The following is an 18,166-nucleotide window of genomic DNA, read 5'->3' on the forward strand; positions in this document are numbered from 1 at the left end:
CCGTATCACTGGCTGATACACACCCACCCGCCACTCGGTCACCGCACGCGAGCCGCGTTCTCCCCGTCCGGCTCCGGGTTCCCGGGCGGCCGGTCCGCCCCTCGCGGCACGAACATCCGCCATGACCACTCGTGTTCGTTCCGTTACCCAGCGGGAAGAACGGCAGTACGAGACCGGGTAGGCGGACCGGGGGAAAGCGAGGGAGCGGCATTGACCGAGCCGCAGGGCGTCGACATGCCCAACGATCTCACCACGGCGGAACGAACCATGTGGACCTCGTTCGAGTACGGAATGACGTGCGATCTTCGCGACGGCAATCCGCTGCTGAACGATCCCTTCTCCGAGCTGGAGTGGGGTCCCGGGCGGAGCGTGCGCGCCGATGTGATCGCACTGCTGCTGCTCAGCGGCCCGCCGGCGCGTCCGGGGCGGGTCTGTGCGCTGAAGCTGCTGGGTGCCTACGTGACGGGGAAGCTCACGCTCGCCGGCGGCACGATCGGCCCGTACGTCGAGCTGACCGGGTGCCGCTTCGAGAGCGAGCTGACGCTGCCGGAGTCGCGGTTCACCACGCTGCGGCTGGTGGGGTGCGCGATACCGAGGCTGGAGGCGGCCCGGCTCCACACCGAGGGCGATCTGCATCTGCCGCGCTGCCGCATCGAGCACGGGATACGGCTCACGGACGCCCAGATAGGCACGGACCTGCTGATCAACCAGATCCGGGTGCGGCCGGACCGGCGCGGCCGGGCCATCACCGCGGACGGTCTGTCCGTGGCGCAGGATCTGCAGGCCGAGCTGATCGAGACCTACGGGGAGGTCAGTCTGCGCGGCGCGAAGGTCGGCGTGTCGCTGAGCCTGCGCGGCAGCCGGCTGCGGGCGGTCGAGGGCCGGCGCGCGCTGAACGCCCCCCAGCTGACGGTGGAGCGCACGCTGTATCTGACCAGGGCGTGGGTGGACTCCGCCGGCGACCAGGGCGCCACGCCCCCGTTCGGGCTCTCCTTCGACGCCCCGGGGCACGGGGCCGGCGCGCGGGAACAGCGTTTCGAGTGCCATGGCGGGGTGCGGCTGGACGACGGGCGCTTCGGTGACGCCGTCGACCTCCACCACGCCCGGTTCGTGCTGTCCGGGGCGCGCCGGGAGGAGCTGTCGCTGCGCCGGATCGTCACTCCGGAACTGCGCTTCAACGGGGAGCGGCCGGAGCAGGGACGCGTGGTGCTGAACGGCGCGAAGGTCGTCACGCTCATCGACCTCTCCACGAGCTGGCCCGGCCCGGGCGGGCTGGCGATGGGCGGGTTCGCCTACGAGAACCTCGTGCCCTACAGCCGCTTCCCGCTCTCGCGGCGGCTGGAGTGGGTCGCCGCGGCCACCCCCGAGTACCAGCCGGAGCCGTACGAGCGGCTGGCCACCGTGCTGCGCAACAGCGGGGAGGACGCGGACGCCCGCGAGGTGCTCCTCGCCAAGCAGCGCCGCCGGCGCGAGACCCTGCCGCTCGCCGCGAAGCTCTGGGGCTACGTCCAGGACTGGACGGTGGCGTACGGCTACCGCCCGGGCCGGGCCGCGCTGTGGATGGCGGTGCTCTGGGCGGCCGGCGCGGTGGCGTTCTCCCGCTACGCGCCCGATGCGATGAAGCCGAACGAACATCCGGAGTGGAACCCTTCGCTCTACGCTCTCGACCTGCTCCTGCCGGTGATCAACCTCGGCCAGGACGGCTACTGGCGGCTGGAAGGCCACTGGCAATGGGTCGCCGCGGCGCTGGTGCTGCTCGGCTGGATACTCGCGACGACGGTGGCGGCGGGCGCGTCCCGGCTGCTGAGACGCAGCTGAGGGCGGTGGCGGCGCGTTCCGGGGGCCGCGCGTGCCGGGTCGCCGGGCGGGGCGTCCCGGGTGGGGCTGGCGGGGCGTGCTGGGCCGGGGCGCGTTCCGGGCCGGCGCGTCCGGGCCTGCGTGGGGCCGGTGCCCCCGTACGCGGGCGAGGGGGCTTGCGGGGGCGTTCCCGAGGGGCGCGCCGAGCGCCCCCGGTGCGCCGCGAATGCGCGCTCCTTTGCGTTTTCTTGACCTGAGCCAGGACAACCATTCCACCTGCTACCAAAACTTCACAGATGCCCTCTGGCGCGGCCCCGACCTGCGGCTTTCAATGGTCCGCACCATGTCTCTGCTGCGCGCCCTGATCAGCACCGCCCGCATGGTCCGGCACACCCCGCGGCTCGCCGACGGACTGGCCCCGGACGATGCGGTACTGCTCGACGCCCCGGACGGGGAACTCGGGCCCGCGCTCGTGGCCGCCGCGGTCGGCGATCACGAACCGGCCGCCAAGCTGCTGGCCACCACGCGGGGCGCGGCCGAGTGGGAGAACCGCGACCGCTACGTCATGCGGCTCGCGGCGTTCGCCTACAGCAGGCCCGACTGGCTCGCCGGCTGGCTCGCCGCCTCCCCGCGCGACCCCGACGCCCTGCTCGTGAAGGCCGAACTCGAGGTCCGCAGGGCGTGGGAGTCGCCCGCGAGCGTGGAGCGGCTGCGCGAGGTCGGCCCGCTGATCCACGCCGCGGCGGAGGCCGATCCCCGCGACCCCGTGCCCTGGCGGCTGGCCCTCGACCACGCGCGCGGCACGCACGCCACGCACACCGCCTTCGAGGCGCTGTGGGAGCAGGCGGTCCGCCGCTCCTCGCACCACTACGGCTGCCACGTCGCCGCCCTCCAGTACCTCTCGGCGGTCTGGCACGGCTCGCACCGGGAGTGCTTCGACTTCGCCGAGCGGGCGGCGGAGGACTCGCTGCCCGGCTCGCTGGTGCAGGCCCTGCCGGTGCGCGCCGCGCTGACGCTGCTGCTCGCGGGCGCCGTCACCGCCGTGCAGGCGGACCGGATCGACGCCGCCGCCGACCGGGCGGCGCAGCTGTCCGCCCGGTACCGCAGCGGCGACCCCTGGCCCGCCGAGGTCCGCAATCTCCTGGTGTACGTACTGATCGCACGGGGCCGGTGGGACGAGGCACTGGACCAGTTCCACGCGATCGGTCCGTACGCCACGTCGTTCCCGTGGAACCGGGTGTCGGACGATCCGCTGGGCCAGTTCCTGGAGGCACGGGACGGGGTCCGCATCGAGGTGGCGTCCGCGACGCCGATCCGCGGGGGGCGCCGGACGCGCTCCACGGGCAGGGCAGTTGCCGGCCAGGGACGGGCGGCCGGACACGCCGTGCCCGGCGACCACTACGCTTGACCGCTGTGACCACCGCTCGCCTGCCTCTCTTCCCGCTCAACGCGGTGCTTTTCCCCGGCCTCGTGCTGCCGCTGAACGTCTTCGAGGAGCGCTATCGCGCCATGATGCGCGAGCTGTTGAAGACGGACGAGTCCGATCCCCGCCGCTTCGCCGTGGTCGCCATCCGCGACGGCCGCGAGGTCGCGCCGTCCGCGCCCGGGATGCCCGATCAGACCGCCCGGCCCGAGAAGGGTCCGGCCGCGGGCTTCGGCCCGGATCCGATCCAGGCGTTCCACCGAGTCGGCTGCATCGCGGACGCCGCGACGATCCGGGAGCGCGCCGACGGCAGCTTCGAGGTGCTGGCCACCGGGACCACCCGGGTCAAGCTGCTCTCGGTCGACGCGAGCGGCCCGTTCCTGACGGCCGAACTCGAGGAGATCCCGGAGGAGTCGGGCGAGGGCGCGGGCACGCTTGCCGAGGGCGTGCTGCGGGCTTTCCGCAACTACCAGAAGCGGCTGGCCGGGGCCCGGGAGCGCTCGCTGTCGACGGGCTCGGAGCTTCCGGACGAGCCGTCGGTGGTCTCGTACCTGGTCGCCGCGGCGGCCGTGCTCGACACGCCGTCGAAGCAGAAGTTGCTGCAGGCGCCGGACACGGCGACGCGGCTGCGCGAGGAACTGAAGCTGCTGCGGTCCGAGACCGCGGTCATACGCCACCTGCCGTCGCTGCCCGCGGTCGATCTGACGCGCTCGCCGACGAGCCCGAACTGAGCCCGGCCGGACAGAACCGAGCAGGACCGATCGTGGCGAGGGAGAAGGACCTTGGCGAAGAAGGCCAGGAAGCAGCAGGGCGGCACGCCGGCGACGGTGGCGCTGACGGCCGCGGGGACGGCGTTCACCGTGCACGCGTACGAGCACGACCCGGCGTCGCCGTCGTACGGGGAGGAGGCGGCGCAGGCGCTGGGCGTGACGCCCGAGCGGGTCTTCAAGACGCTCGTCGCCGACGTGGACGGCGAGCTGACGGTCGCCGTCGTGCCCGTGGCGGGGCAACTGGACCTGAAGGCACTGGCCACGGCGGTCGGCGGCAAGCGTGCGGCCATGGCCGATCCGGCGGCGGCGGAGCGCACCACGGGCTACGTCCGCGGCGGCATCTCCCCGCTGGGCCAGCGCAAGCGTCTGCGTACGGTGCTGGACTCCTCGGCCTCCGCGTACCCGACGATCTGCGTCTCGGCCGGCCGGCGCGGACTCGAGGTGGAGCTGGCACCGGCGGACCTGGCCTCGCTGACGGACGCCGTCCTGGCGCCGATCGGGCGCACCTGAGACCACCGCGTACGCCTGCTGCGGCCCGCACACCCCCTCGACGGCGCGCCCGCGCTCGGCTACGACCGAAGGACATGCCGAGCCGAGGGGGTCCTCCGTGTCCAAACGCACCCGCAAGCGCAAGTGGCGGCTGAAGAAGCGCCGGGCGAACCACGGCCGCAGGCCGGCCTGAACGAGGGTGCGCCGCCGCCTTCCGGGCGACCGGGTCGCGGCGGCGCACCGCACTGCTGCCGCGACCGACGCGAGCGGCCTTGCGGGCGGGGCCGTGGCCGCCCGCGGAGCGCACAGGCCCGGGCCCGCCCCGGGCACAAGGGCCCGCCCCGCCGCACGAGGCGACCGGGCGGGCCCTTGTGCCCGGGGCCGGTCCGCCGTCAGCGGGACCGGCGTCGCCTCCGGCCCTGCGGAGGCTCAGCCCTGGTGATCCGGGCCCAGCGGCGGCCACTCCGGCTCGGGGTCGCGCGGGGCGAACAGGGCCGTGAGGGCGAGGTGCACGACCATCGCCGCGATGGGCCAGGCCAGCAGCGCGCCCTTCGCGCGCAGGCGCAGGGGCGCGTCGAAGACGACGCCCTGGCCGACGGCCCGGGCCTGGGCGACGACGTCCGACTCGGGACCGAGCAGATGCCCCGTGCCCCAGGCAACGGCGGAGGCGAGGATCCCGCCCAGGGCGAGCGCGGCAACGATCGCGATGCCCCCTCGGCGGTTGAACCAGAAGGTGACCGCGGCGCTGAGCACACCGAAACCGAGCGCCAGCAGGACGAACGTGCCGTCCGCGCCGGCGGCCTCCTCGCCCTCGGTGTCCGCGAAGAAGACCGCCTTCTCCGTCGAGATCAGCGGCACCTTCGGAGCCAGCCACAGCCACAGCAGACCGAGCACGATCCCGGCGAGCGTCACGGCCACCAGCACGATCGCCGCCCGGCGCAGTTCGCTCCTCATCTCCAGCCCTTCTCCGTCCGGGTGCGGCGCGGGATGCGGGTGGTTCCAGGACGTGTCGTGCGGGGCGGGCCGGTGGGGCGGCGTCAGGGGTGCTGTCACCCTGACATCGTGCCAAACGTCCCTGTGGCCCGCCTCACCGGCCGCGGTGTCAGCGGACCGCGGCCCGCCGGTACGCCCAGGTCGCGACGGCCAGGGAGACCACGCCCACGGCCGCGCAGACGGCGAGGTCCAGCGCGACCGTCGGCCAGTGCGGATGCCTGTCGAACGTATGAGCGAATGCCTCCACTCCGTACGTGGAGGGCAGCAGGTCCCGCGCGAACGCGATCGGCCCCGGCAGCCGCCCCTCCGGGAGCACTCCCAGCAGCAGGGCCGCCGACATGCCCAACTGACCCAGCAGCGTCGCCAGTTCCTGACGCGGCGCGAGCAGCCCGAGCGCAGCGCCGAGCCCGGCGAGCGCGGCCCCCGCGAGGGGGATCACCGCCACCAGTACCCACAGATGGGTGAGCGGCAGCCCGAAGAGCACCGAGCCGATCACCGCGGTCACGACCGTCCCCGGCGCGGTGAACGAGGCGTACGCCCCCGCCGCCCCGAGTACCACCGCGGCCGGCGGCACCGGCAGCGTCGCATAGTGGTCCAGACCACCGGAAGCACGGAGCTGACCGAAGTACTGCGCCAGCAGATTGAGCGCGACGAACGCGACGACCAGGACGGACGAGCCGGCGACCACGGCGCGGGCCTCCGCCCCGCCGTCCACGACCCCGCGCATCAGCACCATGATCCCCACGGACTGGAACGTGGCGACGAAGAGCAGCGGTATCCGCGCGACGCGGGCCCGGGACAGCTGGGCGCGGTACACCGCCGCGAGCGCCGGCAGCAGCCGGGCTCGCGGGGCGAGCGGCGCGGCACCCCCGTCGCCCCCGGTCCGGGCGTCGCACGCCCCCCGTACACGCGCGGACACGGCCTCCGCAGGCACGATGCTCACCTGGCGCTGCTCCTGTTCGGTACGGACGACGCCGGTACGGGCGACGGCTCACGGCTCACGCCTTCACCAGTCCCTTCGTCGCATGGCCGCCGAGCGAGAGGTACACGTCCTCCAGGCTCGGCGTGGCCAGGGTGAAGTCGTCGAGGGCCGAGAACGCCTCGCCGCCGGTCACGGCAGCGACGGCGGCCCGGGCCTCGTCCGGGGCGAGCCGGAGGACCCAGCGCCGCCCGGACTCCTGGGCGGAGGGCCGGAGCGCGGCGACCTCGGGCACGTCGAGCGGGGCCCGCTCGCGCCACACCAGTTCCACCCGCACCTCGCCGGCGACGCGCTCCTTCAGCCCGGCGGGCGTGTCGCAGGCGATGACCTTGCCCCGCTCCAGCACGGCGACCCGGTCGAGGACCGTCTCCGCCTCGATGACGTTGTGGGTGACGAGCAGGACGGTCACCTCGTGCTCGGCACGCCGGCGGTCGACGGCGGCCCAGACGGCCCGCCGGGCGACCGGATCCATGCCCGTGGTGGGCTCGTCCAGCACCAGTACCGGCCGCTCCCCCACCAGCGTGGCGGCGAAGCAGGCGAGCCGCCGCTGGCCTCCGGAGAGCTTCTTCAAGGGCCGTCCCGCGAGGCCGGTCAGGCCGAGTTCCTCCAGGACCGCGTCGCGTTCGGCACGCGCCTGCCGCGCCCCTAGCCCGCGCAGCCGGCCCGTGGTCTCGGCGGCGAGCGCGACCGTCAGCTCGTCGAGTGCGGTGGACTCCTGGCCGAGGTAGCCGATGAGTCGCGAGGCCCGCTCGGGATGGCGTACGAGATCGTGGCCGAGCACCTCGACGGTGCCGGAGTCCGGGCGCATCAGACCGGTCAGCTGCCGGACCAGGGTCGACTTGCCCGCCCCGTTGGGGCCGAGCAGCCCGAAGATCTCGCCCCGCCCCACGTCGAGGCCGATCCCGTCGTTGGCACGCACCTCGGGGGTCGCGGGAATCCCCCGCCGGGCACGCGCGGCGGGGTACGTCTTGACCAGATCCCGCACCACGCACACCGTACTCACGAGGGACGAGCCTAAGGGGTCGCCCGCCCTAGTCCCCGGCCGGGGCGCGTTCCGTGGCCGCTCGGACATCGATCTCCCGCCAGAATCCGGCCCTGATGGCATAGCGGTCGTGCTCGTCGATCTGGTCGTCCTTGTGCGCGAGCAGCCCGAAGCGGGCCGCGTACCGCAGCAGTTCGCCGTCGATGCGGTGCGGGATGCGGGGATACATTCCCGACAGCTTCTCCACGTGCGCCGGATCCGGCAGCCGCTCCATCCAGCGCCGGGCGAAGACCTGCCCGACCTCGAACGGATCGCCGCCGACGGTGGTGATGTCCTCCTCGCGGTCGGCCCAGCGCTGCTCGGCGCTGGTGAGCTGGGCGAGGGTGGGGAGCGAGGCCGCGTCCGCGGTCTCGCCGGGCGTGCCACCGCCCGGCCGCTCGATCCAGCCCTTGTCGGAGGACCAGCGGAGGGTCGCCCCGGCGGCCGGATGACGCTCGGCCTGGCCGGACGGGCCGCGCAGGCCCGCCAGGTCCTTGGGGGTGGGGACGCCCTTGGCGTGGTGGTTGGCGGCGGGGGCGGCGACGCCGTTCTCCGTGCCGCTCACGGCCGCCGGGGCAGGGGGCGCCGTGCCGTTGCCGCCCGCCACCGGGGTGCCCGTCTCCTCCGACCGCTCCGCGGCGGACAGCGCCGACTCCGGCAGCGGGGCGGACAGGATGGCCGCGATCTCCGGCCGGGGCACGGGCGGCGGGGCGCAGACGCCGGTGAGTTCCTTGGCGCGCACGGCCCGGGTGATCCAGGCACGGTCGAGGACGCGCCGCTCGTCGGCCTCGGCGACCAGGTCCTCGGACTGGTTGTAGTCGCCGTCGGCGGCCTGGACGGCCCAGAGATGAACGGCGACGCCGTGCTCCTTCGCGGACATCAGCCCGGGGAGCAGATCGCCGTCCCCGGTCACCAGCACCACGTCCGAGCAGGCCCGGTTCCGGGCGAGTTCCGTGAGTTCCGCGTGCATGGCGGCGTCGACGCCCTTCTGGGCCCAGCGGCCGTCGCTGCGGGTGAGCGCACCCAGCCGGACGGTGACCCGGGGCATGACCCGCAGGCGGCGGTGCTCCGGCTGGGGCACCCGGTCGGGGGCGCCGTCGAACCAGTAGATGCGCAGCAGCGGGCGTTCGGTGTCGGCCTCGGCACGATCGCGCAGGGCCTGGATGAGGGCGGCGTGGTCGACGGTGATGCGGGAACGTGCCGGTTCCCCGGCGAGGAGGCTCGCGGCGGCTCCCAGCAGATAGCCGGCGTCCACCAGGACGACGCAGCGGTCCACGCGTTCCACCCTCTTTCGGGAACCTCGGGATCGGAGTTGCTTCGGGTTTCCTTCGAGTCTGCCCGAACGCCGGAAGGTTGACCGCCGGAACTCGATCATCGGCGTGGCGGGGAGTGAAGCCGCACGTTAACAGCAGCCCGTTACTCACTGCAATCATCCGAAATGCGCAGAGTATTCGGCTATGTGAGGCTGAGGGCGGCCCTGGCCCCTACATCCCACGGGAGGCATCACCATGGCCAAGAACAAGAACCGAGAACGCAAGCCCCAGAGCGGCTCCACCGGCGAGCGCGGCGCCCAGGAGGCCCGTACGCCGGAGGCCCAGGCGGACACTCCGATCGCGACGGCCCACAAGGGGCGGCAGAAGCGCTTCGGACACAACTGACGCGTCACGCACGGCATCCACGTGTGACGTACGAGTGAGGGGCGCGCCCGGTTGTCGGGCGCGCCCCTCAAGTACACCGCGCCCCGGCGCCATCGGCGGACTCCCGCGCGTCGGAGCCCGCGCGCGGGCCCCGTGCCCCGGGGCCCCCGTGTCCGGGGCGGCGGCCTCCTGCGGTCCGGGCGCCGGCCGGGCCGGCCCCCTCAGCCCGCCAGGCAGGACGGGCCGAGCAGCACCTTCAGATCGCCGAACAGCGCGGGATCGGGCTGGACCCGGTGCCGGTCGAGACGCAGCACGGTGGTCTTGCGGGCGCCCTGGAGCTTGATCCGCACCTCCGTGTTGCCCTTGTGGTGGCCGAGGATCTCGCCGAGGCGGCTGACCATGGGCGGGGTGACCTTCACCGTCGGAATGGTGATCACCACGGGCGCGTTGGTGCCCGCCGAGGACAGGTCCGGGACCATCAGCTCCATGGCGACCAGCCGCGGGACGTCCTCGCGCTTGTCGAGCCGGCCCTTCACGAAGACGACCGTGTCCTCGACGAGCTGGGTGGACACCAACTGGTAGGTCGCCGGGAAGAACATGCACTCGATCGAGCCCGCCAGATCCTCCACGGTGGCGATCGCCCACGCGTTCCCCTGCTTGGTCATCTTCCGCTGGAGGCCCGAGATGATGCCGCCGATGGTGACGACCGCGCCGTCCGAGTGCTCCCCGCCGGTCAGCTGCGCGATGGCCGCGTCGGTCTTGTCGCTCAGCACGTGCTCGATGCCGAAGAGCGGGTGGTCGGAGACGTACAGGCCGAGCATCTCGCGCTCCTGGGCGAGCAGGTACGACTTCTCCCACTCGATGTCGGAGAACTCGACGTCGAGCCCGAAGCCCGGCTCGCTGCTCGCCTCGTCGCCCATCCCCCCGAAGAGGTCGAACTGGCCCTCGGCCTCCTTGCGCTTGACCGCGACCACGTTGTCGATCATCGGTTCGTGCTGGGCGACGAGCCCCTTGCGGGTGTGGCCCATCTCGTCGAAGGCGCCGGCCTTGATGAGCGACTCGATGGTCCGCTTGTTGCAGACGACCGCCTCGACCTTGTCCAGGAAGTCCGGGAACGACGTGTACTTCCCCTTGGCCTTGCGGCACTTGATGATCGAGTCCACGACGTTCTGCCCGACGTTCCGGACGGCCGTGAGGCCGAAGAGGATCACGTCGTCGCCCTGGGCCGCGAAGTTCGGCTCCGACTCGTTCACGTTGGGCGGCAGCACCTTGATGCCCATGCGGCGGCACTCGTTCAGATAGACGGCGGACTTGTCCTTGTCGTCCTTGACCGAGGTGAGCAGCGCCGCCATGTACTCGGCGGGGTGGTTGGCCTTGAGGTACGCCGTCCAGTACGAGACGAGGCCGTAGGCGGCGGAGTGCGCCTTGTTGAAGGCGTAGCCGGCGAAGGGGACCAGCACGTCCCACAGGGCCTGGATGGCCTCGTCGCTGTAGTCGTTCTTCCGGGCGCCCGCCTGGAAGATCGTGAAGTTCTTGGCCAGCTCCTCGGGCTTCTTCTTGCCCATGACACGGCGGAGGATGTCGGCCTCGCCGAGGGAGTAGCCGGCGATGATCTGGGCGGCCTTCTGCACCTGCTCCTGGTAGACGATCAGGCCGTAGGTGACGTCCAGGACCTCCTTGAGCGGCTCCTCCAGCTCCGGGTGGATCGGGGTGATCTCCTGCTGGCCGTTCTTGCGGAGGGCGTAGTTCGTGTGCGAGTTCATGCCCATCGGGCCCGGCCGGTAGAGGGCCGACACGGCGGAGATGTCCTCGAAGTTGTCCGGCTTCATCAGCCGCAGCAGCGAACGCATCGGGCCGCCGTCGAACTGGAACACGCCGAGGGTGTCGCCGCGCTGCAGGAGATCGAACGTCGTGGGGTCGTCGAGCGGCAGGCTCAGGAGGTCGATGTCGATCCCCTTGTTGGCCTTCACCATCTTGACGGCGTCGTCCATGATCGTGAGGTTGCGCAGGCCCAGGAAGTCCATCTTCAGCAGGCCGAGCGACTCACAGCTCGGGTAGTCCCACTGGGTGATGGTCACGCCGTCGGTGTGCCTCACCCACACGGGGACGTGCTCGGTGATGGTCTCGCTGGACATGATCACGCCGGCGGCGTGCACACCCATCTGCCGGACCAGGCCCTCCACACCGCGGGCGGTGTCGATGACCTTCTTCACGTCCGGCTCGTTCTCGTACATCCCGCGGATCTCGCCGGCCTCGCTGTAGCGCGGGTGCTGCGGGTCGAGGATGCCGGAGAGCGGGATGCCCTTGCCGAGGACGTCGGCGGGCATGGCCTTGGTGAGCCGGTCGCCCATCGCGTACGGGTAGCCGAGCACGCGGGCGGAGTCCTTGATCGCGTTCTTGGCCTTGATGGTGCCGTACGTGCCGATCATGGCGACCTTGTCGGCGCCGTACTTCTCCGTCACGTACCGGATCACCTCGACGCGCCTGCGCTCGTCGAAGTCGATGTCGACGTCGGGCATCGAGATGCGCTCGGGGTTGAGGAAGCGCTCGAAGATCAGACCGTGCGGGATCGGGTCGAGGTCCGTGATGCCCAGGGCGTAGGCCACGATCGAGCCGGCCGCGGAGCCTCGGCCGGGGCCGACCGCGATGCCCTGCTTCTTGGCCCACATGATGAAGTCGGCGACGACGAGGAAGTACCCCGGGAAGCCCATCGAGATGATGGTGTCCATCTCGTACTCGACCTGCTTGAGGCGGTCCTCTGGGATGCCGCCGGGGAAGCGGCGCTCCATACCGCGCATGGTCTCCTCGCGGAACCAGGAGACCTCCGTGTACCCCTCGGGGATGTCGAACTTCGGCATCAGGTCGCGCTTCTCGAACATCCCGGTCGTGTCGACCTGCTCGGCGACCAGCAGCGTGTTGCGGCAGCCCTCCTGCCAGGCGTCCGACGAGTCGATCGCGTACATCTCGTCGGTCGACTTCAGGTAGTAGCCGGTGCCGTCGAACTTGAAGCGGTCCGGGTCGGAGAGGTTCTTGCCGGTCTGGATGCACAGCAGCGCGTCGTGGGCGCCGGCCTCGTGGGAGTACGTGTAGTGCGAGTCGTTCGTGACCAGCGGCGGGATGCCGAGCTTCCTGCCGATCTCCAGCAGTCCGTCGCGGACCCGGCGCTCGATCTCGATGCCGTGGTCCATCAGCTCCAGGAAGTACCGGTCCTTGCCGAAGATGTCCTGGTACTCGGACGCCGACTTCAGGGCCTCGTCGAACTGGCCGAGGCGCAGCCGGGTCTGGAGCTCGCCCGACGGGCAGCCGGTGGAGGCGATCAGGCCCTCGGACCACTTGGAGATGGTCTCCTTGTCCATCCGGGGCCACTTCTGGAGCCAGCCCTCGGCGTACGCGTCGGACGAGAGGCGGAAGAGGTTGTGCAGTCCCGTCGCGTTGGCCGCCCAGATCGTCTTGTGGGTGTAGCCGCCGGAACCGGAGACGTCGTCCCGCTTCTGGTGCGGCTGGCCCCACAGGACCTTCCGCTTGTTCCGCCGGGACTCCGGGGCGACGTAGGCCTCGATGCCGATGATCGGGGTGACTCCGGCCTTCTGCGCGGAGTGGAAGAAGTCGTACGCACCGTGGAGGTTGCCGTGATCGCTCATGGCGATGTGCGTCATGCCCATCTCGTTGCAGGCGTTGAACATGTCCTTGAGCCGCGCGGCACCGTCCAGCAGCGAGTACTGGGTGTGGACGTGAAGGTGCGTGAAAGGCGGCTTGGTCACGGCGGGAGGCCTCCAGGACGGTCTGGGTGGACAGCGTGGAAGTCTATGCCTCCGCACCGACAGAAGAGGGCCCGGCACCACGACCCGGCGGGGAGTGGCAGGTGGGCGCCCCGGGCACTCCGCACTACCGTCGTGCGTTGAGCGTGACGGAACCCCCGTCCCCCACCTCATGCACCAGGAGGCACCCAGCGATGTCGGTCCACCAGCCCCCGGCCGGCGAGCGCGGCGAGGAGATCCTCTCCGTGTTCGGCACCGCCTTCGGCGAGCTCCTGGCCGCCGACCCGGCCGCGTTCCGGGTGAAGTTCCGCAAGATGGCGGCCTCGGCCTTCGCCTTCTACCGGGGGTCGGCAAACCTGTTCTACGCCGACCTGGAGCGCGAGCAGAACGCCGGTCCGTATCTGGACGAGCGCACCAGCCGGGTGTGGATCCACGGCGACCTCCACGCCGAGAACTTCGGCACCTACATGGACTCCAACGGCCGGCTGATCTTCAACGTCAACGACTTCGACGAGGCGTACGTGGGCCCCTTCACATGGGACCTCAAGCGGCTCTCCGCCTCGCTGGCACTGATCGGGTACACCAAGGCGCTCGGTGACGAGCAGATCACGGAGCTGGTGAGGATCTTCGCCGCCGCCTACCGCGAGCGCGTCCACGCCCTGGCCACGGGAGCGAAGAACGACGAGGTGCCGCCCTTCACCCTGGACACCGCGGAGGGCCCGCTGCTGGAGGCGCTCCGCCGCGCCCGCTCGCTGACCCGCTTCGGGCTGCTGGACTCGATGACCGAGATCCGCGACTTCGAGCGGCGCTTCGCCGGGGGCGGCGGGGCGATCGAGCTGGACGCCGCCACGCGCTACAAGGTGCTGGCCGCGTTCGACGGCTATCTGGAGACCCTGCCCGAGTCGAGTCTCACGAGGCCCGACTCGTACCGGGTGAAGGACGTGGTCGGTCGTCGCGGCATCGGCATCGGCTCCGCCGGACTGCCGTCGTACAACATCCTGCTGGAGGGCAACAGCGACGCCCTCGAGAACGACGTCGTGATCTACATGAAGCAGGCGCAGACGCCGGCGGTGTCCCGGCACATCACGGACGAGCGGGTGCGCAGCTACTTCCACCACGAGGGGCACCGCACGGTGATCTCGCAGCGCGCCCTGCAGGCGCACGCGGACCCCTGGCTGGGCTGGACCGAGCTCGACAACACGGGCCAGCTGGTCGCCGAGGTGTCGCCCTACGCGGTGGACCTGGACTGGTCGGACATCGACGACCCGGACGAGATCGCGGCGGTGGTGGCCGACCTCGGCCGTGCGACTGCGACCATGCACGCGGCGGCGGACGACGAGAGCGGCCACTCGCTGGTGCCCTTCTCCACGGAGCGCGCCATCGACGCGGCGATCGCGGCGGACGAGGACGGCTTCGGCGAGCTGCTGGTGGACTTCGCGCACGACTACGGTGCCCGTGCCCGCGCCGACCACCAGATCTTCGTGGACCTGTTCCGCAACGGCCGGATCCCCGGGCTGTAGGGCCGGGCCGGGGACGGCCCGGCCCCGGAGCGGCGGGCGCGGGACGGCGGCCCGGCCCCGGTGGACGGCGGCCCGAGCAGGCCCGTCCCGCTCGCGCCGCCGAGCGGGAAGAGGGCCGGATCCTTAGCGGCCCCTTATCGAACGACATGGCACACTCCAGACGATGCCGGATTCTTCCCCGCTGGCGGCCCCGGGAAGCCGGCAGTGCGGACGTCCACCAGTCAGGAGCCCCGTGCACATAGGCGAGACCCGGCTCAGAGGGCTGCGGGCGGCGGTTTTCACGGCATTCGTCGTGACGCTGTCCGTGGCCTCACATGTGCTGCTCTCCCGGGTGCCGCTGCCGCTGACGACCGTCGCGGCGGTCTCCGGCGGAGTGTTCCTGGTCACGTACGCCCTGGCCGGCCGGGAGCGGGGGTACGGGCCGATCGCGGCCGTACTCGTACCCCTGGAGCTGGCCGCGGACACGGTCTTCACCGCCGGCCAGCACGTCTGCTACGGCGCCGCGGGCGGACCCGTGGCCGGGTCGCTCCGCGCGGTCGGGGTGGACGTGCTGTGCGGTGGCAGCGCCGGAGCGCATCTGCCCGGTGTGGCAGCGGCCGACAGCCGGCTCGGCGCGCTCGTCGACTCCCCCGATCCGTATGTGCCCTGGCTGCTGCTCGCGGCCCATGTCTCCGTCGGGCTGCTCGCCGCCGCCTGGCTGCGGCACGGAGAGTCGGCGCTCGCGGGTCTGCTGCGCACGGCGGCCCTCGCCGCGTTCCGCCCACTGCTGACCGCGGTCGCCGTCGTCCACCGCCGCGCCACCGCCGCCCGCCCCTCGGCGCGGCCGGGGTCCCGCCCGGCCGTCGCCCGTACCCGCCACTTCGTGCACTCCGTGCGGCGGAGGGGACCACCGCTGCCCGCCACGGCTCACGCCTGAGCCACGGCACGTCCCCGACCGACCCTTTTCACACTTTCCCACGGAGAAAACGATCATGAGTGCACGCAACAGCCGCGCCAACAAGGCCGCCGCCCGCGAGCGTCTGCGTCTGGAGCGCGAGCGCCAGGCCAAGAAGGACAGGATCAGGCGGCAGGTCGTCGTCGCCGTCTCGACCGTCGCGGTCCTGGCGGCCGCGGGCGGCATCGGCTACGCCGTCATGCAGGCCAACAAGCCCTCGGCCTGGGAGGCGGCGAAGGACGCCAAGGTCGTCAAGCCCAGGAACAGCGAGGGCGAGAACGGCACGACGATCGTCGTCGGCAAGCCGGCCGCGAAGAAGACCCTCGAGGTCTACGAGGACTCGCGCTGCCCGGTCTGCGCCACGTTCGAGCAGGCGGTCGGCGAGACCGTGAAGAAGGACGTGGACGCGGGCAAGTACAAGCTGAAGTACATCGGCGCGACGTTCATCGACAACAGCGACAACGGCGAGGGTTCCAAGAACGCCCTCTCCGCCCTCGGCGCCGCGCTCGACGTGAGCCCCGAGGCCTTCATGGACTACAAGGCGGCCCTCTACTCCGCGAACTTCCACCCGGAGGAGAGCGACGACAAGTTCGCCGAGGACGCGTACCTGCTGAAGGTCGCCGACTCGGTGGACGCCCTCAAGAACAACGCCGCGTTCAAGAAGAACGTCGAGAACGGCACCTTCGACTCCTGGGCGCTGAAGATGTCGAAGACCTTCGACGACAGCGGGGTGAGCGGCACGCCGACCCTGAAGATGGACGGCAAGAAGGTCGTCGCGGAGGGCAGTGACAACGCCCCGATGACGGTCGAGCAGTTCAACGCCGCGGTCGACAAGGCGCTCAAGGGCTGACGCCTCCCACGGGCCGACGCCTCACGGAGCCGCCGGCTTCGATGTGGGCCGTGTGCCGGGAATCGCCCCGGCGCACGGCCCACTCGGCGTATGGGCCCCCGGCGCAGGCGTCGGGAGCGCGGCAGGCCGGTGCGGGCGGCCGCGAGGCCCCCCGAGCACCGGCAGGACATCGCCCGGGGCCCTTGCCGCGTCCCGAGCGGAGTCCGCAGCCCGTCGCTGCCTGACGTATTGTCAGGCAACGCCGGGCGGACAATCGAAAACGCGCAGACGAACTTCCTGAATTCGCCTGCCCGTTCGCCTTACCGGTCAGTAGTCTGACCGGCCGTGACCAGTAGACTCACCTCAACTCCCAGCCGCCGCTCGGTCGTCAAAGCCGCTGCCGCCACCGCTGTAGCCACTGCCGCCGCCGCACCCGCGCTCGCGGCCGCCTCTCCCGCCGCCGCCCTCGAACAGGGCGCGGCCTTCCTCCACGGGGTCGCCTCGGGCGACCCCCTGCCCGACGGCGTACTGCTGTGGACCCGGGTCACCCCGGCCCCCGACGCGCTGCCCGGCTCCGGCAAGGGCCCCGCCACCGAAGTGGGTTGGGAGATCGCCGAGGACAGGGGCTTCACCAAGGTCGTCGCCGGCGGACTGACCACCGCCACCGCGGCCACCGACCACACCGTCAAGGTCGACGTCAGGGGGCTGCTTCCGGCCACCGCCTACTTCTTCCGCTTCACCTCCGGCGGCACCGTGTCGGCCACCGGCCGCACCCGGACCGCGCCCGCCGCCGACGCCGCCGCGCCCGGGGTGCGCTTCGGCGTGGTGTCCTGCGCCAACTGGGAGTCCGGATACTTCGCCGCGTACCGCCATCTCGCGGCCCGCGCCGACCTCGACGCGATCCTGCACCTCGGCGACTACATCTACGAGTACGGCACCGGCGGCTACCCGGCCGACGAGTACGTCGTGCGCAGGCACGAGCCCGCGCACGAGATCACGACGCTCGCCGATTACCGCACCCGGCACGGCACGTACAAGACCGACGCCGACCTGCAGGCGCTGCACGCCGCCCACCCGCTCGTCGCGATCTGGGACGACCACGAGATCGCCAACGACGCCTGGGCCGGTGGCGCGGAGAACCACACGCCCGGCACCGAGGGCGACTACGCGGCCCGGGCCGCGGCGGCCAAGCGGGCCTACTTCGAGTGGATGCCCGTACGGACCTCCACGGAGGGCACGGTCTACCGCCGGCTGCGCTTCGGCAAGCTGGCGGATCTGCATCTGCTGGACCTGCGCTCGTTCCGCTCCGAGCAGGCGTCCGTCGGCAGCGGCAAGGTCGACGACCCGGAGCGCACGATCACCGGCCGCGCCCAGCTCGACTGGCTCAAGTCCGGCCTGGCCTCGTCGGACGCCACGTGGAAGCTCGTCGGCACCTCGGTGATGATCTCGCCGGTGGCCTTCGGTTCCGTGCCCGCCCATCTGCTGGGGCCGATCGCCGAGTTGCTCGGGCTGCCCAAGGAAGGGCTCGCCGTCAACGTGGACCAGTGGGACGGCTACACGGACGACCGCAAGGAGCTGCTGAAGCACCTGACGGACCGCGGGATCAAGAACACCGTCTTCCTCACCGGTGACATCCACATGGCGTGGGCCAACGACGTACCGGTGAAGGCGGCCACGTACCCGCTGTCGCAGTCGGCCGCGACCGAGTTCGTCGTCACGTCGGTGTCGTCCGACAACCTGGACGACATCCTGCACGTCGCCCCCGGCACGCTGTCCCTGGTCGCGGCCACCGCCGTCAAGGCCGCGAACCGCCATGTGAAGTGGCTCGACATGGACCGCCACGGCTACGGCGTCCTCGACGTGACGGCCGAGCGGTCGCAGATGGACTACTACGTCCTCTCCGACAAGACGCGGCAGGACGCGACCGCCTCGTGGACGCGCTCGTACCGGACGCTGAACGGCTCGCAGAAGGTCGAGCGCGTCAACCAGCCGGTGCGCTGAGGCCGCAACCCCCGC

Annotated in this window: 14 protein-coding genes; 9 read left to right on the forward strand and 5 right to left on the reverse strand. The window is 71.8% G+C overall.

The genetic code is table 11. The features are described 5' to 3' along the window. Positions 1-210: 210 nt before the first annotated feature. The 4 genes from BLT82_RS08495 to ybaK all read left to right on the forward strand — a co-directional run bounded on the left by BLT82_RS08495 (position 211) and on the right by ybaK (position 4,500). Entirely contained in the window at positions 211-1,818 is a 1,608-nt protein-coding gene (locus BLT82_RS08495; RefSeq protein WP_093653244.1) for an oxidoreductase, read from the forward strand. Positions 1,819-2,128: 310 nt separating this feature from the next. Next, positions 2,129-3,205 (forward strand): hypothetical protein, encoded by a 1,077-nt coding sequence (locus BLT82_RS08500; protein ID WP_093653245.1) that lies wholly within the window; start codon positions 2,129-2,131, stop codon positions 3,203-3,205. A gap of 5 nt (positions 3,206-3,210) precedes the next feature. Next, complete coding sequence (locus BLT82_RS08505) at positions 3,211-3,951, forward strand: LON peptidase substrate-binding domain-containing protein (protein WP_093653246.1); 741 nt, start codon at positions 3,211-3,213, stop codon at positions 3,949-3,951. 51 nt (positions 3,952-4,002) lie between these two features. After that, complete coding sequence (gene ybaK / locus BLT82_RS08510; RefSeq protein ID WP_093653247.1) at positions 4,003-4,500, forward strand: Cys-tRNA(Pro) deacylase; 498 nt, start codon at positions 4,003-4,005, stop codon at positions 4,498-4,500. Between the two features lie 408 nt (positions 4,501-4,908). On the opposite strand, the gene BLT82_RS08515 is transcribed toward ybaK, so the two are convergent. The 4 genes from BLT82_RS08515 to BLT82_RS08530 are packed head-to-tail and all read right to left on the reverse strand — an operon-like array spanning position 4,909 to position 8,757. Next, positions 4,909-5,532: a DUF2567 domain-containing protein gene (locus tag BLT82_RS08515; RefSeq protein WP_244291886.1), complete on the reverse strand. Its 624-nt coding sequence runs from the start codon at positions 5,530-5,532 to the stop codon at positions 4,909-4,911. Between the two features lie 49 nt (positions 5,533-5,581). Beyond that, positions 5,582-6,415 carry an ABC transporter permease gene (locus BLT82_RS08520; RefSeq protein ID WP_093653249.1) on the reverse strand — a complete coding sequence of 278 codons (834 nt, stop codon included), beginning with the start codon at positions 6,413-6,415 and terminating at the stop codon, positions 5,582-5,584. Positions 6,416-6,470: 55 nt separating this feature from the next. Then, positions 6,471-7,445: an ABC transporter ATP-binding protein gene (locus tag BLT82_RS08525; RefSeq protein WP_208867791.1), complete on the reverse strand. Its 975-nt coding sequence runs from the start codon at positions 7,443-7,445 to the stop codon at positions 6,471-6,473. A 37-nt stretch (positions 7,446-7,482) separates the two neighbouring features. After that, the gene (locus BLT82_RS08530; RefSeq protein WP_093653251.1) at positions 7,483-8,757 is read right to left on the reverse strand and encodes an NYN domain-containing protein; all 1,275 of its coding nucleotides are present in this window, start codon (positions 8,755-8,757) and stop codon (positions 7,483-7,485) included. Between the two features lie 223 nt (positions 8,758-8,980). Between BLT82_RS08530 and BLT82_RS37085 the strand changes: the two genes are divergently transcribed. Further along, on the forward strand, positions 8,981-9,130 hold the full coding sequence (locus tag BLT82_RS37085; protein ID WP_167745986.1) for a hypothetical protein: 150 nt from the start codon (positions 8,981-8,983) through the stop codon (positions 9,128-9,130). A gap of 200 nt (positions 9,131-9,330) precedes the next feature. On the opposite strand, the gene dnaE is transcribed toward BLT82_RS37085, so the two are convergent. After that, positions 9,331-12,870: a DNA polymerase III subunit alpha gene (dnaE, locus tag BLT82_RS08535; RefSeq protein ID WP_093653252.1), complete on the reverse strand. Its 3,540-nt coding sequence runs from the start codon at positions 12,868-12,870 to the stop codon at positions 9,331-9,333. A gap of 191 nt (positions 12,871-13,061) precedes the next feature. On the opposite strand from dnaE, the gene BLT82_RS08540 reads away from it, so the two are divergent. From BLT82_RS08540 to BLT82_RS08555, 4 genes are all read left to right on the forward strand, one after another. Further along, a complete protein-coding gene (locus BLT82_RS08540) occupies positions 13,062-14,387 on the forward strand; it encodes a DUF2252 domain-containing protein (protein WP_093653253.1) in 1,326 nt (441 codons plus the stop codon). Positions 14,388-14,619: 232 nt separating this feature from the next. Continuing rightward, positions 14,620-15,303: a hypothetical protein gene (locus tag BLT82_RS08545; RefSeq protein ID WP_093653254.1), complete on the forward strand. Its 684-nt coding sequence runs from the start codon at positions 14,620-14,622 to the stop codon at positions 15,301-15,303. Positions 15,304-15,358: 55 nt separating this feature from the next. Then, positions 15,359-16,171: a DsbA family protein gene (locus BLT82_RS08550; RefSeq protein WP_093653255.1), complete on the forward strand. Its 813-nt coding sequence runs from the start codon at positions 15,359-15,361 to the stop codon at positions 16,169-16,171. Between the two features lie 324 nt (positions 16,172-16,495). Next, positions 16,496-18,151, forward strand: coding sequence for an alkaline phosphatase D family protein (locus tag BLT82_RS08555; protein ID WP_093653256.1), 1,656 nt, complete (start codon positions 16,496-16,498; stop codon positions 18,149-18,151). Positions 18,152-18,166: the final 15 nt, after the last annotated feature.

Origin of the sequence: Streptomyces wuyuanensis (assembly GCF_900103455.1) — a bacterium.
GTDB classification, from domain to species: Bacteria; Actinomycetota; Actinomycetes; order Streptomycetales; family Streptomycetaceae; genus Streptomyces; species Streptomyces wuyuanensis.

Excerpts from the sequence above, each read along its gene's own strand:
- BLT82_RS08550 (WP_093653255.1), top strand. The coding sequence starts at position 15,359 with ATGAGTGCACGCAACAGCCGCGCCAACAAGGCCGCCGCCCGCGAGCGT.
- BLT82_RS37085 (WP_167745986.1), top strand. The coding sequence starts at position 8,981 with ATGGCCAAGAACAAGAACCGAGAACGCAAGCCCCAGAGCGGCTCCACC.
- BLT82_RS08540 (WP_093653253.1), top strand. The coding sequence starts at position 13,062 with ATGTCGGTCCACCAGCCCCCGGCCGGCGAGCGCGGCGAGGAGATCCTC.
- BLT82_RS08500 (WP_093653245.1), top strand. The coding sequence starts at position 2,129 with ATGGTCCGCACCATGTCTCTGCTGCGCGCCCTGATCAGCACCGCCCGC.